This is a genomic window from Neisseria sp. 74A18, from assembly GCF_001308005.1.
GTDB lineage: Bacteria > Pseudomonadota > Gammaproteobacteria > Burkholderiales > Neisseriaceae > Neisseria > Neisseria dumasiana.
On the sequence record NZ_LGZA01000001.1, the window covers coordinates 58,715 to 75,975 of the forward strand.

At 53.0% G+C, this 17,261-nt stretch carries 16 protein-coding genes; 11 read left to right on the forward strand and 5 right to left on the reverse strand.

Annotated features, from left to right (window positions below; genetic code table 11):
• Positions 1-145: 145 nt before the first annotated feature.
• Positions 146-1,120: a class 1 fructose-bisphosphatase gene (locus AKG43_RS00260; RefSeq protein ID WP_054598574.1), complete on the reverse strand. Its 975-nt coding sequence runs from the start codon at positions 1,118-1,120 to the stop codon at positions 146-148.
• 361 nt (positions 1,121-1,481) lie between these two features.
• Here AKG43_RS00260 and AKG43_RS00265 point away from each other — a divergent pair, with 361 nt between their 5' ends.
• The 7 genes from AKG43_RS00265 (at position 1,482) to trxA (ending at position 7,317) form a co-directional block, all read left to right on the forward strand.
• Positions 1,482-1,970, forward strand: coding sequence for a DUF456 domain-containing protein (locus tag AKG43_RS00265; RefSeq protein ID WP_054598575.1), 489 nt, complete (start codon positions 1,482-1,484; stop codon positions 1,968-1,970).
• A gap of 176 nt (positions 1,971-2,146) precedes the next feature.
• Positions 2,147-2,728 (forward strand): superoxide dismutase, encoded by a 582-nt coding sequence (locus tag AKG43_RS00270; protein ID WP_054598576.1) that lies wholly within the window; start codon positions 2,147-2,149, stop codon positions 2,726-2,728.
• A gap of 148 nt (positions 2,729-2,876) precedes the next feature.
• On the forward strand, positions 2,877-3,926 hold the full coding sequence (locus AKG43_RS00275; RefSeq protein ID WP_054598577.1) for an ABC transporter permease subunit: 1,050 nt from the start codon (positions 2,877-2,879) through the stop codon (positions 3,924-3,926).
• A gap of 51 nt (positions 3,927-3,977) precedes the next feature.
• Positions 3,978-4,124 (forward strand): hypothetical protein, encoded by a 147-nt coding sequence (locus AKG43_RS12930; RefSeq protein WP_197273100.1) that lies wholly within the window; start codon positions 3,978-3,980, stop codon positions 4,122-4,124.
• A 171-nt stretch (positions 4,125-4,295) separates the two neighbouring features.
• A complete protein-coding gene (locus AKG43_RS00280; protein ID WP_054598578.1) occupies positions 4,296-5,318 on the forward strand; it encodes an ABC transporter permease in 1,023 nt (340 codons plus the stop codon).
• Positions 5,319-5,364: 46 nt separating this feature from the next.
• The gene (locus AKG43_RS00285; RefSeq protein WP_054598579.1) at positions 5,365-6,906 is read left to right on the forward strand and encodes an ABC transporter ATP-binding protein; all 1,542 of its coding nucleotides are present in this window, start codon (positions 5,365-5,367) and stop codon (positions 6,904-6,906) included.
• A gap of 81 nt (positions 6,907-6,987) precedes the next feature.
• Positions 6,988-7,317, forward strand: coding sequence for a thioredoxin TrxA (trxA, locus tag AKG43_RS00290; protein WP_054598580.1), 330 nt, complete (start codon positions 6,988-6,990; stop codon positions 7,315-7,317).
• A 107-nt stretch (positions 7,318-7,424) separates the two neighbouring features.
• Here trxA and trpC read toward each other — a convergent pair whose 3' ends face one another.
• Complete coding sequence (gene trpC, locus AKG43_RS00295) at positions 7,425-8,207, reverse strand: indole-3-glycerol phosphate synthase TrpC (protein WP_054598689.1); 783 nt, start codon at positions 8,205-8,207, stop codon at positions 7,425-7,427.
• Positions 8,208-8,579: 372 nt separating this feature from the next.
• Here trpC and AKG43_RS00300 point away from each other — a divergent pair, with 372 nt between their 5' ends.
• A complete protein-coding gene (locus tag AKG43_RS00300) occupies positions 8,580-9,839 on the forward strand; it encodes an acetate kinase (RefSeq protein ID WP_054598581.1) in 1,260 nt (419 codons plus the stop codon).
• Between the two features lie 334 nt (positions 9,840-10,173).
• Here AKG43_RS00300 and AKG43_RS00305 read toward each other — a convergent pair whose 3' ends face one another.
• Entirely contained in the window at positions 10,174-11,643 is a 1,470-nt protein-coding gene (locus AKG43_RS00305; protein ID WP_054598582.1) for a DASS family sodium-coupled anion symporter, read from the reverse strand.
• Between the two features lie 637 nt (positions 11,644-12,280).
• Between AKG43_RS00305 and AKG43_RS00310 the strand changes: the two genes are divergently transcribed.
• From AKG43_RS00310 to mobA, 3 genes are read left to right on the forward strand one after another with little or no spacing between them, the layout of a single operon-like run.
• Positions 12,281-12,529 (forward strand): MoaD/ThiS family protein, encoded by a 249-nt coding sequence (locus AKG43_RS00310; protein ID WP_054598583.1) that lies wholly within the window; start codon positions 12,281-12,283, stop codon positions 12,527-12,529.
• 2 nt (positions 12,530-12,531) lie between these two features.
• On the forward strand, positions 12,532-12,993 hold the full coding sequence (locus AKG43_RS00315) for a molybdenum cofactor biosynthesis protein MoaE (RefSeq protein ID WP_054598584.1): 462 nt from the start codon (positions 12,532-12,534) through the stop codon (positions 12,991-12,993).
• A 3-nt stretch (positions 12,994-12,996) separates the two neighbouring features.
• On the forward strand, positions 12,997-13,581 hold the full coding sequence (mobA, locus tag AKG43_RS00320; protein ID WP_054598585.1) for a molybdenum cofactor guanylyltransferase MobA: 585 nt from the start codon (positions 12,997-12,999) through the stop codon (positions 13,579-13,581).
• A gap of 149 nt (positions 13,582-13,730) precedes the next feature.
• On the opposite strand, the gene galU is transcribed toward mobA, so the two are convergent.
• A complete protein-coding gene (gene galU, locus AKG43_RS00325) occupies positions 13,731-14,603 on the reverse strand; it encodes a UTP--glucose-1-phosphate uridylyltransferase GalU (protein ID WP_054598586.1) in 873 nt (290 codons plus the stop codon).
• Positions 14,604-14,720: 117 nt separating this feature from the next.
• Positions 14,721-17,147, reverse strand: coding sequence for an NAD-dependent DNA ligase LigA (gene ligA, locus AKG43_RS00330; RefSeq protein ID WP_054598587.1), 2,427 nt, complete (start codon positions 17,145-17,147; stop codon positions 14,721-14,723).
• Positions 17,148-17,261: the final 114 nt, after the last annotated feature.

The window sequence follows — 17,261 nt, forward strand, 5'->3', positions numbered from 1 at the left end:
GAAATAATGAATGGCAATTTCAGATGGCGAGCAGGGTAGAGGGCTGTTCAATAAAGGTATCAGGCCGTCTGAAAACCTCAAACGGCGTTTTCAGACGGCCTCGATAACCGATGCGCTCAATAATCGGAGATGGATGCGGGCGTTGTTATTGTTGGTGCAGCTTGTTAACGTATTCGACTTCTTCGCGGCTGCCCATTACCACCGATACGCGCTGGTGCAGCCCTTCGGGTTGGATGTCGAGCATATTTTGAACGGTGTTGCTGCTGGCTCCGCCCGCCTGTTCCAATACCAAGCTCAAGGGGTTGGCTTCGTACATCAGGCGCAGTTTGCCGGGTTTGCCGGGGTCGCGTGCGTCTTGCGGATACATAAACACGCCGCCGCGCATCAGAATGCGGTGGATTTCGGCCACCATCGAGGCCACCCAGCGCATATTGTAGTTTTTGCCGCGCACGCCGGTGTCGCCCGCCAAAAGCTCGGCAATGTATTGCTGCATGGGCGCAAACCAATGGCGCTGGTTCGACATATTGATGGCAAATTCTTTGGTTTGCTCCGGCACTTTGGGTTCGGCTTGGGTTTGCACGAATTGGCCGTCTGAATCGAGCGTAAACACAAACACGCCGTGTTTCAAGGTAAACACCAGCTGGGTTTGCGGGCCGTAGAGCACATAGCCGCTGCCCACCTGTTCGCGGCCTTTTTGCAGGAACGATTCGGTGGTCAGTGCGCCTTCGGGTTTGGCGAGAATCGAGAAAATCGTGCCTACGGAAATATTCACATCAATGTTGGACGAGCCGTCTAAAGGGTCGAACAAAACGAGATAAGCGCCGTTTTCGTTGCAGGCAACAAATTCGTCTTCTTCTTCGCTGGCCAAGCCCGCCACATTCGGGTTGGCTTGTAAAACGTGTATAAGGATGTCGTTGGCAATCACATCGAGCTTTTTCTGGTCTTCTCCCTGAACATTGCCCGTGCCGGCCTCACCCAACACGCCGGCCAATGCGCCCTGACGCACTTTGCCGTTGATTTGGGCGCAAGCGGCGACAACGGATTCGAACACGCTGCCTAAGGCATTGGGAATATGGTGGTGATTTAAATGTTGGGGCAGAAATTGCGATAGGGTGGTCATGTTTTTCTCACTTTTGCGGAATGGTTTTCAGACGGCCGGCCGATGCAGCTGCGGCCTTGGGGCGCAGGTGTCGGACATTATATTTTATTTTGAGTGTTTGGCTAAGAGGCCGTCTGCATCGTTTAAATATTGTAATAAAGCATCGCGGCAGGCATATTCATGACTACAATACTGCCGCAAATATGCCGACTGCGGTTTTCTCACGAGTTTGGATACCTTTGCACACCCTCTCTGCGGCTTGTTATTGAGTTGCGTGGTGCTGAGATTTCGGCCTGTTGCGGCATACACGGCGTTCAGACGGCCTCTGCCGCCGTTTCGGCGATATGGTTCGATAAGATTTTTATTTTTTTAAGGATACCCCATGATAACGATTCTGATTGTTCTCGGCCTGATTTTTCTGTTTGTCGGCTTGCTCGGCACCATTTATCCCGCCATTCCGGGCTTGGGGCTGATGTTTGCCGGAGCATGGCTGCTCGGATATGCAGGCGATTATCAGGTTGTTACCACCAACACGCTGATTTTTCTGGCGGTGGTAACGGTGTTGGGTACGGCTACGGATTATGTGGCGGGTATGCTGGGCGCGAAATTTACAGGTGCCAGCAAGCAGGCGGTGTGGGGAGCATTGATAGGCGGGTTGGTGGGCGCGTTTTTCTCGCTGCCCGGGCTGCTGCTGGGGCCTTTGGTGGGTGCGGGTGCGGGCGAGCTGTGGGCGCGTAAGGATTTATGGGCGGCAGGCAAAGTCAGCGTCGGCACGTTTATCGGTTTTATCATCGGCGTGGTGGCCAAATTAGGCTGTGCGCTCACCATATTGCTCACATTGATAGTGGTCTGCATCGTGGGCTTGGTTTGATGCCTTAGCATTAAGGGCAAAGGTGTTATCCGGCATGCCTGATTTTTTATTCCCCTTTAAATACAGCATTCTGCATATGCCGGATTGGACTTGAAAAACAAACAGGGTAAACTCTGCCGAAGCCGCCGTGCAAAAAGGCGGCAACAACCATAAACCATAACCACAGGAAAATACAAATGGAACACAAATTACCCGAACTGCCGTATGCCTTGGATGCTTTGGAACCCCATCTTTCTAAAGAAACTTTGGAATACCACTACGGCAAACACCACCAAACCTACATTACCAATCTGAACAACCAAATTAAAGGCGGCGAATTTGAAAATGCTTCTTTGGAAGAGATTGTAAAAAAATCTTCTGGCGGCGTGTTCAACAATGCCGCGCAAACTTGGAACCATACTTTCTACTGGCTGGGTTTCACCCCCAAAGGGCAAGGCAAGCCTTCGGGCGAGTTGGCCGCGGCCATTGATGCGAAATGGGGCAGCTTCGAGCAGTTCCAAGAAGCGTTCAATACCTGTGCCGCAGGCACATTCGGCGCAGGCTGGGCTTGGTTAGTGAAAACACCTTCCGGCGAGCTGGATTTGGTTTCCACTTCCAACGCCGCTACCCCGTTAACCACCGAAAACACCCCGTTGCTCACTTGCGACGTGTGGGAACATGCTTACTACATCGACTACCGCAACAGCCGCCCCAACTACTTGAAAGGCTTTTGGGAAATCGTTAACTGGGACGAAGTAGCCAAGCGTTTTGCCGCTTAAGCATCGAAACGGTTAACGCGGCAAAAACGCCGCTACGCCAACTGAGCGTAACCTTGAAGGCCGTCTGAAAACCCCTGTCGTTTTCAGACGGCCTCAATCTTGATAAGATGCCCGCATCTTTTGATTCTTTTATTTCGGACAAAACCCTATGTGGCGGTATATTTTTCATCGTCTGCTCTTGCTGGTGCCTACGCTGTTGGGCATCTTGGCGGTAACGTTTGCCGTGATCCAGTTCGTGCCCGGTGGGCCGGTAGAGCAGATGGTGCAGCAGCTCACGCAAGGCGGAGTCGGCGGCGAAACGGCAGCACAGGCCGGCGGCGTATTGAAGCGCGGGGGCGGCTTGAGTGCCGACGATATGGCCGCGCTCAATGCTTTATACGGTTTCGACAAACCGCCGCTCACGCGCTTTTTCGACATGGTATCGCGGTTTGCCCGTTTTGATTTGGGCGAGAGTTTTTTCCATCATCAAACGGTGCTGGAATTGGTGAAAGAAAAGATGCCGGTGTCGATGAGCTTGGGCTTGTGGACGTTTTTTCTGACTTATCTGATTTGTATCCCGCTGGGCATTGCTAAGGCGGTGCGCGACGGTTCGCGGTTTGATGCGGTATCGGGCATCGTGATTTTGGTGGGCTACACCATTCCGCCTTTTGTGCTGGGTTTGGTGTTGCTGGTGTTGTTCGGCGGCGGCAGCTTCTTCGCATGGTTTCCGCAGGGCGGTTTGGTGAGCGATGATTGGGAAACACTCGGTTGGGGCGCGAAAATAACCGATTATCTGTGGCACATGGCCTTGCCGATTACCGCTTCGGTGGCGGGCAATCTGGCGGTGATGACGGTGCTCACCAAAAATGTGTTTCTCGAAGAAATCCGCCGCCAGTATGTGTACACCGCCCGCGCCAAAGGTTTGCCGGAAAAGCAGATTTTAATGAAACATGTGTTCCGCAACGCTATGATTCCGCTGATTACCGGCTTTCCCGCCGCCTTTATCGGCGCATTTTTTACCGGCAGTCTGCTGATTGAAACGCTGTTTTCGCTCGACGGCTTGGGTTTGCTCTCTTATGAATCGGTAATTAAACGCGATTATCCGGTGGTGATGGGCACGCTGTATGTGTTTACGCTGATGGGTTTGCTGGCGAAGCTGCTGTCGGACATTTCTTATTCGTGGGTGGATCCACGCATTCATTTTGGCGGGCAGAAATAGGTCGGGAAAAGATTTCAGACGGCCTGAATCATTTTAATCGGGAGACAAACCATGATTAAACGTTTAAACGATATTCCTGCAGACAGCCAAAAGCATAAACATGACGGTGCCAAAGTGGTCGGCATGGTATTGCAAGACAACGAGGCGACCAAAAGACTGGTTATGCACAGTGCCAAACGTGTGATTTCCGCCCATTAAGCAGAATTGAAAAAACTGGCGTATAAATAACGTAACCGACATTGTTTTTGATGGCGGACATTATGGAAAGCATATTACCGCATGAAGAATTGGCAGACAGAGTGGCCGAGTTTCTCTTCCAGTTAACCATTTAATATTTTCAGACGGCCTTACAGCCCACCCCTATCCGATATGCAGAAAAATTTTTCTTCCCAAGCATGGCAGGCATTCAAACAACACAAACGCGGCTGGCTGGCCTTGAGGCTGCTGGCCGTGTTGTTTGTGATTGCTTTGGCCGCGCCGCTTTGGAGCAACGACAAACCGTTATGGATACACTACAACGGCCAATATTACTTCCCGCTCGTCAACACCTATCATGAAACCGAGTTCGGCGGCGATTTCGATACGCCCGCCGATTACCTCGACCCTTTGGTGCGGCAAAATATCACTTCCAACGGCAACTACGCCGTTTATCTGCCCAATCCTTATGATGCCGACACCCTCAACGATTTCGACACACAGCCCGACCCCGCGAGGCCGTCTGAAACCCATTGGCTCGGCACCGACGACCGCGGGCGCGACGTGTTGGCACGGTTGGTGTACGGCTTTCGCGATTCGCTGCTGTTTGCGCTGGCCTTAACCGCCGTAACCACCCTTATCGGCGTGCTGGCAGGCGCGGTACAAGGCTATTTCGGCGGCAAGGTCGATTTGGTAATGCAGCGGTTTTTGGAAATCTGGGGAGGGCTGCCCGAGCTTTATTTGCTGATTATCTTATCGTCGTTTTTCAATCCCGGCCTGCTGGTGCTGCTGGTAATTCTGTCGCTGTTCGGCTGGATGGGCTTGTCGGACTACGTGCGTGCCGAGTTTCTCAAAAACCGTCAGGCCGATTATGTGCTGGCGGCAAAAAGCATGGGCGTGGGCAACCGCACGATTATGTGGCGGCACATTCTGCCCAACAGCTTAACGCCGGTGCTGGCGTTTCTGCCGTTCCGCATTTCCGGCGCGGTGCTGGCCTTAACCAGCCTCGACTTCCTCGGCTTGGGCGTACCCGCTTCGCAAGCCAGCTTGGGCGAACTGCTGGCGCAAGGCAAAGACAATCTCGACGCATGGTGGATAGGCCTGTCGGCCGTCGGCGCGTTGACGGTGATGCTGTTGCTGCTGGTGATGATAGGCGAAGGGCTGCGGTATGCGTTTGATGTTAGGGCGCGGAGTTGAGTGAGGCCGTCTGAAAACAGCATTGAAGATACATGAAAAAAAGTAAATGAACATTCTCGAAATCCAAAACCTAAACGCCTCTTTCCCCGGCAAGCAGGTGCTGCACGACATCAACCTCAACGTCAAACAAGGCCGAAAGTTGGCGATTGTAGGCGAGAGCGGCAGCGGTAAAACTGTGTTGGCGCAGGGCATGATGCAGTTGAATCCGGCGGTGTCGTTTGAAGGCCGTCTGAAATTCAACGGCGAAAACCTGCTCGATAAACCGCCGCGTGAATTGCAAAAATGGCGCGGCAGGGAAATCGGTATGGTGTTTCAGGAACCGATGACGGCGTTGAACCCCGTGATGCGCGTGGGCAAGCAGATTGCCGAAGTCTTGACGCTGCATCTGGGCCTGCCGCCCAAGCAGGCGTGGGTGCGGGCGGTGGAATTGCTGGCGGAGACGGGTATTCGGAATCCCGAAGAGAAGGTGTCTGCCTTTCCGTTTCAGCTTTCGGGCGGTCAGCGGCAGCGGGCGATGATTGCGATGGCGGTGGCGGCGGAGCCTAAATTGCTGATTGCCGACGAGCCGACTACCGCGCTGGATGTGGCCGTGCAGGCGCAGATTCTCGATTTGCTTTCGCGCTTGCAGGCCGGCCACAACATGACTTTGGTGTACATCAGCCACGATTTGAATTTGGTGCGCCGTTTCGCCGACGATATCGCCGTGATGCGGCACGGGCGGATTGTCGAGCAAGGCGAGGCCGCGCAGGTGTTTGCCCGTCCGCAGCACGAATACACTAAAATGCTGCTGAACGCCGGAGCAGTACGACAGGTGCAGCCTGTGGCCGAAGGTGCCGAAACCGTGTTGGAGGCGGAACGCATCAGCGTGGCCGTGAGCGAGCAGGCGGGTTGGTTTAAAAAACGGCGCAAAACGCTACTCGAACCGGTGTCGTTCGATTTGAAAGCGGGCGAAACGCTGGGAATTATCGGCGAAAGCGGCAGCGGCAAAACCACATTGGCTAAGGCGGTGATGCGTTTGATGGAATCGGAAGGCCGTCTGAAAATCAACGGGCAGGCTTGGCAGCCGTTGCTGCGTAAAGAAGTGCAGATGGTGTTTCAAGACCCGTTCGGCGCGTTCAACCCACGCATGAATGTGTTTGAGATCGTTTCCGAAGCCCTGCGCGTGCACGAGCCGAAAATGAGCCGCGAAACCATGCGCTCCCGTGTGGTGGAAGTGCTGCAACAAGTCGGCTTGCCCGAAGATATTCTCGACCGCTATCTGCATGCTTTTTCAGGCGGCCAAAGGCAGCGGCTGGCGATTGCCCGCTCCATTATCGTGCACCCGAAAGTGCTGGTGCTCGACGAACCCACCAGCGCGCTCGATGTGCAGTGGCAGCAGCAGATTTTGGCATTACTGGCTGATTTGCAAAGCAAACACGGCTTGAGCTTAATCATCATCAGCCACGATTTGGCCGTAATTCGCGCCTTGTCGCACCGCGTGATGGTGTTGAAAGACGGCAGGGTGGTGGAGCAGGGCATGTTGGAAGAAGTGTTTGCCAAACCTGATGCGGACTATACTCAAAAACTATTAGCCCATTGCAGCCCTTGAAATTTTAGCGGCCAGCCTCTATGCTAGCGGTCATAAGCTAATCGAATGGCTTTCATTCATCATCATTTAAAGGAACAGAATATGAGCAGCAATTTAATCGTACACGCTACCGATGCTACTTTCGAGCAAGACGTTTTGAAATCAGACGTACCCGTATTATTGGATTTCTGGGCACCGTGGTGCGGCCCCTGCAAAATGATTGCTCCGATTTTGGACGAAGTAGCCGCCGAATTTGAAGGCCGTCTGAAAGTGGTTAAAGTGAACATCGATGAAAACGAGCAAACCCCGAGCCAATTCGGTGTACGCGGTATTCCTACGTTGATGGTGTTCAAAGACGGTCAAAACGTAGCCACTAAAGTGGGCGCATTGGCCAAAGGTCAGTTGGTTGCGTTTGTAAACGCTTCTATCTGATACCTGAATACTTCGGTATTCGAATCAATAGCAAAGGCCGTCTGAACATTTCAGACGGCCTTTGCTTATTTTACGATATATTCATTGAAACCGTTTGTGTTGTTTATTCAAAACAGTAACTTAACCGCCGCTTCAATATCGTCTGCACGCATAAAGGTTTCGCCAATCAGGAAAGTGCGGACGCCGTGGCTTTGCATAAAATCAACATCCTCTTTATTGCGGATGCCGCTTTCGGTTACGACGGTTTTGCCGCTCAGTTCGGGCAATAAATCCAATGTTTGCTGTAAAGAAACATCGAATGTGCGCAGGTTTCGGTTGTTTACGCCCCAAAGCGGAGTGGTCAGGCGGCGGCATTTTTCCAATTCGGAAGGGTCGTGCAGTTCGAGCAATACCGACATGCCCAGCGCATGGGCGGTTTGTTCGAAACGCTCCAACTCTTCGGCTTCGAGAGCGGCGGCAATCAGCAAAACGGCATCCGCACCCCAAGCGCGGGCTTGGTAAATCTGGTAGTCGTCGATAATAAAATCTTTGCGCAACACGGGCAGCGAAACGGCTGCTTTAACCTGTTTCAAATATTCGGGCGAACCTTGGAAATACTGTTCGTCGGTCAACACCGACAAACATGCGGCTCCGGCGCGCTCGTAAGCCCGTGCAATATCAACCGGATTGAAATCGGCGCGAATCAACCCTTTGGAGGGGCTGGCTTTTTTGATTTCGGCAATTACTGCGGGCAGGCCGGCGCGGTGTTTGGCGTGAATAGCATCGGTGAAGCCTCGGGCAGGCTCGGCATCGGCGGCTTGGCTGCGGATGGTTTCAAACGGCACGGCGGTTTTGGCGGCGGCCACTTCTTCGGCTTTGGTGGCAAGGATTTTATTCAAAATATCAGACATAATCGGCTTTCTTAAAAGTTTTTTCAGACGGCATTTCGGTTTTGCGGCTGCGCTTTCCGTCAAGCGCAAACCGGGCGGCGGCGTTTTAAAATTCAAAACGGCAACATACGGCAGGCCGTCTGAACCGAAGGCGGAGATTGTCGAAGTATAAAGACATGGCCGCTCTAAAACAAATATTCAATCGTTTTGCACGGCATAAATGGCGTGCCATCATTTTTTCTGATGGAAGCCATTTAAAGAAAGCATTTTACATGCGGCAGATGCTTAAACTACATTCGTCAGCTGTTGTCGGTAGGCCGTATCGGGCAGCAAAACCGGCAACTATCATATTCGATAGATTCACGATAAGAAATAAACTGAAAAGGAGAAACCATGTCCGACAAGCTGATTTTGGTATTAAACTGCGGCAGCTCATCGCTGAAAGGCGCGTTGATCGACAACCATAGCGGCGAAGTGATTTTAAGCTGCTTGGCCGAAAAGCTCACTACTCCCGAAGCTTATATTACGTTTAAGTATTTCGAGCATCCGCATGTTCGGCCGGTTGACCGCGGTTCGTGGTTCGTAAACAGGAAAGACGGCGAAAAACACGAAGTGAGCCTGTCGGGCAGGCACGACCATACCGGCGCGGTGGAAGCTTTGTTGGAAGAATTGAAAACGCATGACCTACAAAATCTGGTTCAGGCCATCGGCCACCGTGTGGTGCACGGCGGCGAAAAATACAGCGGTTCGGTGGTAATCGACGACGACGTTATCGCCACGCTCGAAGAATGTATTCCGCTCGCCCCTCTGCACAATCCCGCCAACCTTACCGGCATCCGCGCGGCACAAAGCATTTTCCCCGGCCTGACCAATGTGGGCGTGTTCGACACCGCCTTCCACCAAACCATGCCCCGACATGCCTACACCTACGCCGTGCCGCAGGAGCTCTACCGCAAATACGGTTTCCGCCGCTACGGTTTCCACGGCACCAGCTTCCGTTACGTTGCCCCTACCGCCGCTAAAATTCTCGGCAAAGACGTTACCGATTGTTCGCTGGTGATTGCCCATTTGGGCAACGGCGCATCGGTGTGTGCGGTGAAAAACGGCGAATCGAAAGACACCAGCATGGGCGTTACCCCGCTGGAAGGTTTGGTAATGGGCACGCGCAGTGGCGATATCGACCCCAGCACTTATTCGTTTTTGGCCGAAAACGCCGGCATGGACATCAAAGCCGTCACCGATTTATTGAACAAAAAATCCGGCCTGCTCGGTATTTCCGAGCTTTCCAACGATTGCCGAACCATTCAAGAGGCAGCGGAAGAAGGCCATGAAGGTGCCAAGCTGGCTTTGGAAGTGATGACTTACCGTTTGGCCAAATACATTGCCGCCATGGCAGTGGCTACCGGCGGCATAGACGCTTTGGTGTTTACAGGCGGAATCGGTGAAAATTCGGATGTCGTGCGCAGCAAAACCGTCGGCTATCTGGGTTTTATGGGGCTGACCATCGACGAAAAAGCCAATGAAGCCACCCGTTTCGGCGCATCGGGCATGATCAGCCAAGCCGGACACAGCCCTGCCGTTTTGGTGGTGCCGACCAATGAAGAGCGGATGATTGCCATGGATACAGGCCGTTTGTCGGGTTTATCCGATTAACCGGCGGATAACCGTAGTCAATTAACTTGATTTTACTACGGCTTTGCTTGGCTTAGGCGTTGCTTTGCTTGGCTTAAAGAGAACGATTGTTAAGCTGCCACAGCGGCAACAGAATCGGCTCCGTATCCCTTATCATGTCTGCGGCTTGCCGCCTTGTATTCAAAATAAGTTGATTGACTCATGCAATCATGAATGCATCAGTTTGAACTTAAAAAAGCTGAGTTCTGTTGCCCACAGAACTCAGCTTGAAAAGACTGTTTGAGAGATTCTTAAACTCGTTCAAATATTGGATAACAGTTCAACGTTCAGACGGCCTCGTTAATATGAACACTTGTTACCAATAACCCAGCACTTTCCACCAAACGCCGCCGATAAAGATGAACACCAGCAAATTGACGACACTCATCACGAAGCCGGCTTTCCACCATTCGCCCAGCGTGGTATAGCCCGAGCCGAAAATCACGGGCGACGTGCCGGTGGCGTAGTGGGTAAGCGTCATCATGATGCTGGAGGCGGCCGCCATCAGCAGGGCGAACAGCATGGGCGGTGCGCCCAAGGCGATACCGGCGGCGTAGAAAGCGCCGAGCATGGCGGTGATGTGGGCGGTGGTGCTGGCAAACATATAGTGCGCGTACATATAGGCCAGCAATAACAGTGCCGATGCCCCTACCCAGCCCAAACCGAGATGTTCGATGCTGTTTTCCAATACGCCGGAAAACCATGCGATCAGGCCGAGTTTGTTCAAGAAAGTGGCCATCATCACGAGCGCGGCAAACCAGGTTACGGTGTCCCATGCGCTTTTTTCTTTAAGGATGTCGTCCCAAGACAGCACGCCGGAAAGCAGCAGCAGCGAAAGGCCGATAAAGGCGGTGGTGGTGGCATCGACTTTCCAACCGCTGCCGAACAGCATGGCAGGCACGCCCGCCCATAAGATCAGCAGCAGCGCGAAAATGCCGAGCATGATTTTTTCGCCGCGGTTCATCGCTCCCAATTCGTTCAGCCGTTCTTTGGCAAACTGTGCGGCATTCGGCGTTTCTTTGATTTCGGGCGGATAGATGAAATAGAGCACCAGCGGCATTAAAAACATCGCCGCCAAACCGGGCAGCAACATAGCCAACGCCCAAGTGCCCCAGCTTAGCTGAATGTCGGAATGGGTGGCTTTGGCGATAATGTCGACTACCAGCGGGTTGGGCGCGGTGGCCGTGATGAACATGGCCGAAGTAATCGGATTGCTGTGATAGTTCACCAAAGCCAAATATTTACCGATGCGGCCTTGCGTGCCTTTTTCGGGGTCGGAATCGTAGCTGGAGGCAATCGCTTTCATTACGGGGTGGATAATACCGCCGCCGCGTGCGGTGTTGCTCGGCGTAACGGGGGCGAGCAGCAGTTCCGATAAGGCCAGGCTGTAACCGATGCCCAAGGTTTTTTTGCCGAACAGAGAAATAAACAGATAACCGATGCGCGCGCCCAAGCCGGTTTTCAGAATGCCGCGCGAAATCATGATGGACACGCCAATCAGCCAAATCAACGGGCTGGCGAAACTGCTCAAAGCATCTTTAATGGCATCGGCGGGCTTTTCGGCGGTAACGCCGGTAACGGCCACCAGCATAATCGCCACCATCGAAAGCGCACCAATCGGCATGGTTTTGCCGATAATGGCGGCAATCACGCCCACAAACATGGCCAATAGATGCCATGCTTGAGGAGTGACGTCTTCGGGTATGGGAATCACGAACCAAATCAATAAGGCCAATCCTACTGCAATGGTTGCGGGTATCGGTTTGAAGCCGAGTTTGTTGTCCATGTCGGTATCCTTTTTTAGGTTGGAACGGAAAACATCGCTTGAATATTATTTTTGAATATAAATCCTTGCTTATTCTACCGAAAAGGCCGTCTGAAAAGAATTGCGGCTTTCAGACGGCCTGCTGTCTTTGACAAATGATTTGCGCAAGATCAAATAGCCATTTATATGGGATGGTGTTTTATGGTTGCGAATGAATACATATATAGTCAATCAACTTAACTTCTGCTACGGCGTTGCTGCGCCTTGAACGGCCTCCGCATTCAGGGAGTTTTGCAAAGATATCGGGTTTTTTTATAAAAGATTTGTTGAAGAGAAGTTAAGAAATGCTTGTTTTGATGTTTTTATTCATCGTTAAAAAGCAGTTGTTTGATTTATATCAAGCAGGGGTCTCAAAGCATTTTGTGATAAAAAATAATGTTTTCAGTGTGTTAAATATGAAAAAAATCAAACTTTAATCGAGATGATTTGCTGGAAGCCCGCTGTGTTTCGTGTAAAATCGCATAAGTGAAAATTTATATCAACCTTAACAAATTGAAACTTTATTTAATATACGGATAGCTTGAGGCAGGATAATTTGGGTTTTTGAGAAGTATGCTGAAAGCAACGTGTTATACGGGTTTCAAAAGGTTTAGCGTTTATGATTACGATTTTATATTTCGGTGTGCTGAAACAGAACCTGAATACTGCCCGCGAAAGCTTGGCGTGGGCGGGCGGAAACGGACATGATCTGCTGGCATTGCTGCGCGCGCGCGGCAGCGAATGGGAAAGCGCGTTGGCGGAAGACCGGATTTTCCGTTTGGTGGTAAACAAGAAAATCGGCACATGGGAAGACGAGATCCCGGATGGGGCGGAAGTGGGGTTGCTGCCTCCGGTAACGGGGGGCTGACCATGAAAGCGGTTATCAGAGTTCAAACCGAAGATTTCAACCTGCAAAGCGAATATGATGCGCTGTTGGCAAAGGGAGCCAACACCGGTGCGGTCGCGGGCTTTGTGGGTTTGGTGCGCGACCGCGATACCGAAACGCCTTTGGCGCATCTTTTTTTAGAGCATTATCCCGAAGTTACCGAAAACGAAATCGCCCGTATCGTTCAGACGGCCGCGCAACGCTGGCCGCTGAGTGCGTGTACGGTGGTGCACCGTGTCGGCAGTTTGTCGGCCGATGACCAAATCGTTTTGGTGCTGACGGCGTCGGAGCACCGCAAAGCGGCATTTGCGGCTGCTGAATTTATTATGGACTACTTGAAAACCGAAGCACCGTTTTGGAAGAAGGAAACTTTTTCAGACGGCCTCGAGCGTTGGGTAGAGGCCAAACAAAGCGATGCGGAGGCTGTGTCTCAATGGGAGAAATAAACGATGACGGTAAGTGCATTGATTATGGCCGGCGGCGAAGGCCGGCGCATGGGCGGGCAAGACAAGGGATTGATGTTGTACGGGGAAAAGGCTTTTATCGATCATGTTATTGATGCGGTTAACCCGCAGGTTGACAATATTGCCATCAGCGTGAACCGCAATATGGAAGAATACGCACAACGCACACCGCATGTGTTTGCAGATGCGCGCCAATGGCAGGGTTTGGGGCCGTTGGCGGCGTTGGGTACGGCGGCAAGCGATATCCAGTTGGCGAAAGCGGATTGGCTGCTGATAGTGCCGTGCGATACCTTGAAGCTGCCGCCCGATTTGGTTGAGCGGTTTCTTCAGGCAGCAGGGAAACATACTTCGGCCCATGCTTTTTTTGCCGAAACGATATCGAAAAAGCATTACAGCGTGATGTTTGTGCGGCCGCAAACGCTGCAAAGCACGCCTGATTACCTGCAAACGGGTTTGCGCACGATGCGCGGTTGGTTGGAGCAAGAACATGCCGTGCCGGTGATGTTTCCCGACGACGCAGCGTTTATGAATTACAATTCGCCTCAGGATATGGAAGTTGTGCCGTGTTGATGCCGGTTGGCTGATGCGGGCAAATTATACCGCACAATCTTTTTGATATCGGTTGTTATTACGGATGAGGCCGTCTGAAACCATATTTTCAGACGGCCTTGTTTTATTTAACGGCGGCGGTTACAACGTTAGCCCGGTAAGCGCAAAGATCAGGCTTTTTCTGCGTATTGTTTCAACAATTCGCGGAAGGCGTCGCCGGTTTCGGGGTGCTTCAAACCGTAGGCGAGGGTAGCTTCCAGATAACCGATTTTGCTGCCGCAGTCGTAGCGGGTGCCTTCGAAATTGTGTGCCAGCACAAACTCGTGATCCAACAGGCGGGCAATGCCGTCGGTAAGTTGGATTTCGTTGCCGGCACCGCGCGGCAGGTTGGTAAGCAGGTCGAAAATGCGCGGGGTGAGAATGTAGCGTCCGACCACGGCCAGATTGGAAGGCGCTTCTTCGGGCTTGGGTTTCTCAACGATATTGGTGATGCGTTTGTAGTTTTTAAGGTTTTCGATTTCAACGATACCGTATGAGCCGGTTTGCGAAGGGTCAACGGTTTCTACGCCCAAAACGCTGTTGCCGGTTTGGTTGTAGATATCCACCATCTGCTTCAATGCGCCTTGCGGTGCGTCGATCAGGTCGTCGGCCAGAATCACGGCAAACGGGTTGTCGCCGACGGCGGCTTTGGCGCATAACACGGCATGTCCCAACCCCAATGCTTCGGCTTGGCGGATATACAGGCAGGTAATTTCGGGCGGCAGAATGTCGCGCACATGTGTCAGCAGTTTTTCTTTGTTGCGCTGCTCCAGCTCGGTTTCCAGTTCGTAGGCTTTGTCGAAGTGGTCTTCGATGCTGCGTTTGTTGCGGCCGGTTACGAACACCATTTCGGTGCAACCGGCGGCCACGGCTTCTTCTACGGCATATTGGATCAAAGGCTTATCAACAATCGGCAGCATTTCTTTGGGGCTGGCTTTGGTGGCCGGCAGAAAGCGCGTGCCCATACCGGCAACGGGAAATACGGCTTTTTTAATCGGTTTCATTATGTCTCCTTAAATGTGCTTGGCAATACGACAAGTTTTTAATAATAAAGTTTGAAATGAGTTCCAAATTTAAGCGATAAATTTTGTACCGCCTTCATCATTAATGCGGTTTTATCCTCAAGCCAATAAAGTCATCAACTGCGCTTCATCCAACACCGCCACCCCCAGCGCATGGGCTTTTTCCAGTTTGCTGCCCGCCGCTTCGCCCGCGACCACATAATCGGTTTTTTTCGATACGCTGCCGGACACTTTCCCGCCCGCCGCTTCAATCATGGCTTGCGCTTCGTCGCGTTTCAGCGTCGGCAACGTGCCGGTGAGTACGAAAGTTTTACCGGCAACGGCTTGGTTGAGGCCGTCTGAAACGGATGCTTCGTTTTCAGACGGCATTTGTTCCAGAAACTGCCGCATAGATAGTAAAAGGGCTGCATTTTCGGGTTGGTTGCGCCATTGTTGCCAGTCGGCATTCAACGCATTGTCGTTCAACAGGCCGTCTGTATTTTTGCCGGCCAAATCCCACAAGGCGGCGGCTTTGGTTTCACTGATTTTGAAACCGGGTAGGCGGCTGAGCCATTTGGCCGGAGTAACGTATTGGGAAAGAGGCAGGGTAACGGCTTGGTTTTGCGGAACAACGCCTACGGCAAGCAGTTCGTCTATCATGGCCTGCTGCTCTGGTTGGGCGAAAAAATGGGCGATGGAACGGGCGACGACGGCACCGATGTCGGGCAGGCAGGCCAGCACGGGTTCGGGGGCGCGGCGCACGTTTTCCAGCGTGCCGAACGCCTGCGCCAGCGATTTGGCCGTGCGCTCGCCGACGTGGCGGATGCCGAGGGCGAACAGAAAACGGGCGAGTTCGGGCTGCTTGCTGGCTTCGATACCGGCGAGGATGTTTTCCGCCCATTTGGTCGGCGACTGTTTTTTAGCCGTTGTTTTTAGGCCGTCTGAAACCGTTTCGCCGGCATCGGCAGCCTGTTCCTTATCGGCGTTTTCTTTCATCAGCTGCAAGGTCGGTACGTCCAAACGGTAAAGGTCGGCGAAATGCTGCACCAGATTTTGGGCGACCAACTGCTCGATTTGCCGCTGGCCTAAGCCGTCGATGTCCATCGCTTTGCGTGAGGCAAAATGAATCAGCCCTTGTGCGTGCTGTGCCTGACACAACATGCCGCCGCTGCAACGGGCCACGGCTTCGCCTTCTTCGCGTTCGATTTCGCTGGCGCAGATCGGGCAGCGTTCGGGCAGGCGGTATTGGGAGTAAACGGGCTGCTCGGCGGCGGGTTCGGCAAACAAATCGTCTTGCAGGCCGTCTGAAACGGTTTCGGTAACGGTTTGCATCGGGCGGCGTTCAAACACCACGCGCACTACTTCGGGAATCACGTCTCCCGCGCGGCGCACTACTACGGTATCGCCCACGCGCACGTCTTTGCGCTGCGCTTCGCCTTCGTTGTGCAGCGTGGCATTCGTTACGGTTACGCCGCCGACAAACACCGGCTGCAAGCGGGCGACGGGGGTAACGGCACCGGTGCGCCCGACCTGTACGTCAATCGCTTCGACCACGGTTAAGGCTTCTTCGGCGGGGAATTTGTGCGCGATGGCCCAGCGCGGCGCACGGGAAACGAAACCCAAAGTTTCCTGCTGCGCCAAACTGTTCACCTTCACCACCATGCCGTCGATTTCATACGGCAGTTCGGGGCGTTTTCGCGACATGTGTTCGTAAAATGCCAGTATTTCGGCGATATTCGGGAAAACGCCGAATTGTCCGTGCGGCAGGCTGAAACCGAGTTCGGACAAATAAGCCAGCTCTTGAATATGCTCTTCCAAACGTGCGCCGCCTTCGATGCGGGCGATGCCGTAAGCGAAAAAATGCAGACGGCGTTTGGCGGTGATGCGCGAATCGAGTTGGCGCAGGCTGCCCGCTGCGGCATTGCGCGGGTTGGCAAACAGTTTTTGATTGTCGGCAGCCTGTTTCTCGTTTAAGGCGGCAAAATCTGCTTTGAGCATCAGCACTTCGCCGCGCACTTCAAGCAGCGAGGGCAGGTTGTCGCCGCGCAGTTTCAGCGGGATATTGGCAATGGTTTTGATATTTTGGGTAACGTCTTCGCCGGTGGTGCCGTCGCCGCGCGTGGCCGCCTGAACCAGCACGCCGTTGCGGTAGAGCAGGCTGATGGCGAGGCCGTCGAATTTGGGTTCGATAACGTATTCGGGTTGAGAGCCGGATAATCCGCCGCGCACGCGCTCGTCAAACGCTAGCATTTCGGCGTGATCGAATGCGCCGTTTTCGTCTTGCGGCGAAAAAGCATTGTTCAGCGACAGCATCGGCACGGTATGGCGCACGCTTTCAAAGCCGTCCAAAGGCATGCCGCCGACGCGCTGGGTGGGGCTTTCGGGCAGGCGTAAATCGGGGTGTGCGTCTTCGAGGGCTTCGAGTTCGCGGAAAAGCCTGTCGTACTCGGCATCGGGCACGGTGGGTGCGTCGAGGGTATAGTATTCGTAGGCGTAGCGGTTGAGCTGTTCGGTGAGTTCTTGAATGCGGCGTGTGGTGTTGTTCATGGATGAGGCCGTCTGAAAAAGGTAAGTGGTTTTTCAGACGGCCTCTGGTTTTGATGAATAAATGTTGAAGGCCGTCTGAAACAGATAGGCCGTATTATATAAAAAAAGCCGTCT

What these genes read in the sequence shown, in the direction of transcription:
- ligA (WP_054598587.1), bottom strand. Translation starts at nt 17,147, where the DNA reads ATGAACAACACCACACGCCGCATTCAAGAACTCACCGAACAGCTCAAC.
- AKG43_RS00275 (WP_054598577.1), top strand. Translation starts at nt 2,877, where the DNA reads ATGTGGCGGTATATTTTTCATCGTCTGCTCTTGCTGGTGCCTACGCTG.
- AKG43_RS00265 (WP_054598575.1), top strand. Translation starts at nt 1,482, where the DNA reads ATGATAACGATTCTGATTGTTCTCGGCCTGATTTTTCTGTTTGTCGGC.
- AKG43_RS00285 (WP_054598579.1), top strand. Translation starts at nt 5,365, where the DNA reads ATGAACATTCTCGAAATCCAAAACCTAAACGCCTCTTTCCCCGGCAAG.
- AKG43_RS00300 (WP_054598581.1), top strand. Translation starts at nt 8,580, where the DNA reads ATGTCCGACAAGCTGATTTTGGTATTAAACTGCGGCAGCTCATCGCTG.
- AKG43_RS00280 (WP_054598578.1), top strand. Translation starts at nt 4,296, where the DNA reads ATGCAGAAAAATTTTTCTTCCCAAGCATGGCAGGCATTCAAACAACAC.
- AKG43_RS00305 (WP_054598582.1), bottom strand. Translation starts at nt 11,643, where the DNA reads ATGGACAACAAACTCGGCTTCAAACCGATACCCGCAACCATTGCAGTA.
- galU (WP_054598586.1), bottom strand. Translation starts at nt 14,603, where the DNA reads ATGAAACCGATTAAAAAAGCCGTATTTCCCGTTGCCGGTATGGGCACG.
- AKG43_RS00310 (WP_054598583.1), top strand. Translation starts at nt 12,281, where the DNA reads ATGATTACGATTTTATATTTCGGTGTGCTGAAACAGAACCTGAATACT.
- AKG43_RS12930 (WP_197273100.1), top strand. Translation starts at nt 3,978, where the DNA reads ATGATTAAACGTTTAAACGATATTCCTGCAGACAGCCAAAAGCATAAA.
- AKG43_RS00260 (WP_054598574.1), bottom strand. Translation starts at nt 1,120, where the DNA reads ATGACCACCCTATCGCAATTTCTGCCCCAACATTTAAATCACCACCAT.
- AKG43_RS00270 (WP_054598576.1), top strand. Translation starts at nt 2,147, where the DNA reads ATGGAACACAAATTACCCGAACTGCCGTATGCCTTGGATGCTTTGGAA.
- mobA (WP_054598585.1), top strand. Translation starts at nt 12,997, where the DNA reads ATGACGGTAAGTGCATTGATTATGGCCGGCGGCGAAGGCCGGCGCATG.
- trxA (WP_054598580.1), top strand. Translation starts at nt 6,988, where the DNA reads ATGAGCAGCAATTTAATCGTACACGCTACCGATGCTACTTTCGAGCAA.
- AKG43_RS00315 (WP_054598584.1), top strand. Translation starts at nt 12,532, where the DNA reads ATGAAAGCGGTTATCAGAGTTCAAACCGAAGATTTCAACCTGCAAAGC.
- trpC (WP_054598689.1), bottom strand. Translation starts at nt 8,207, where the DNA reads ATGTCTGATATTTTGAATAAAATCCTTGCCACCAAAGCCGAAGAAGTG.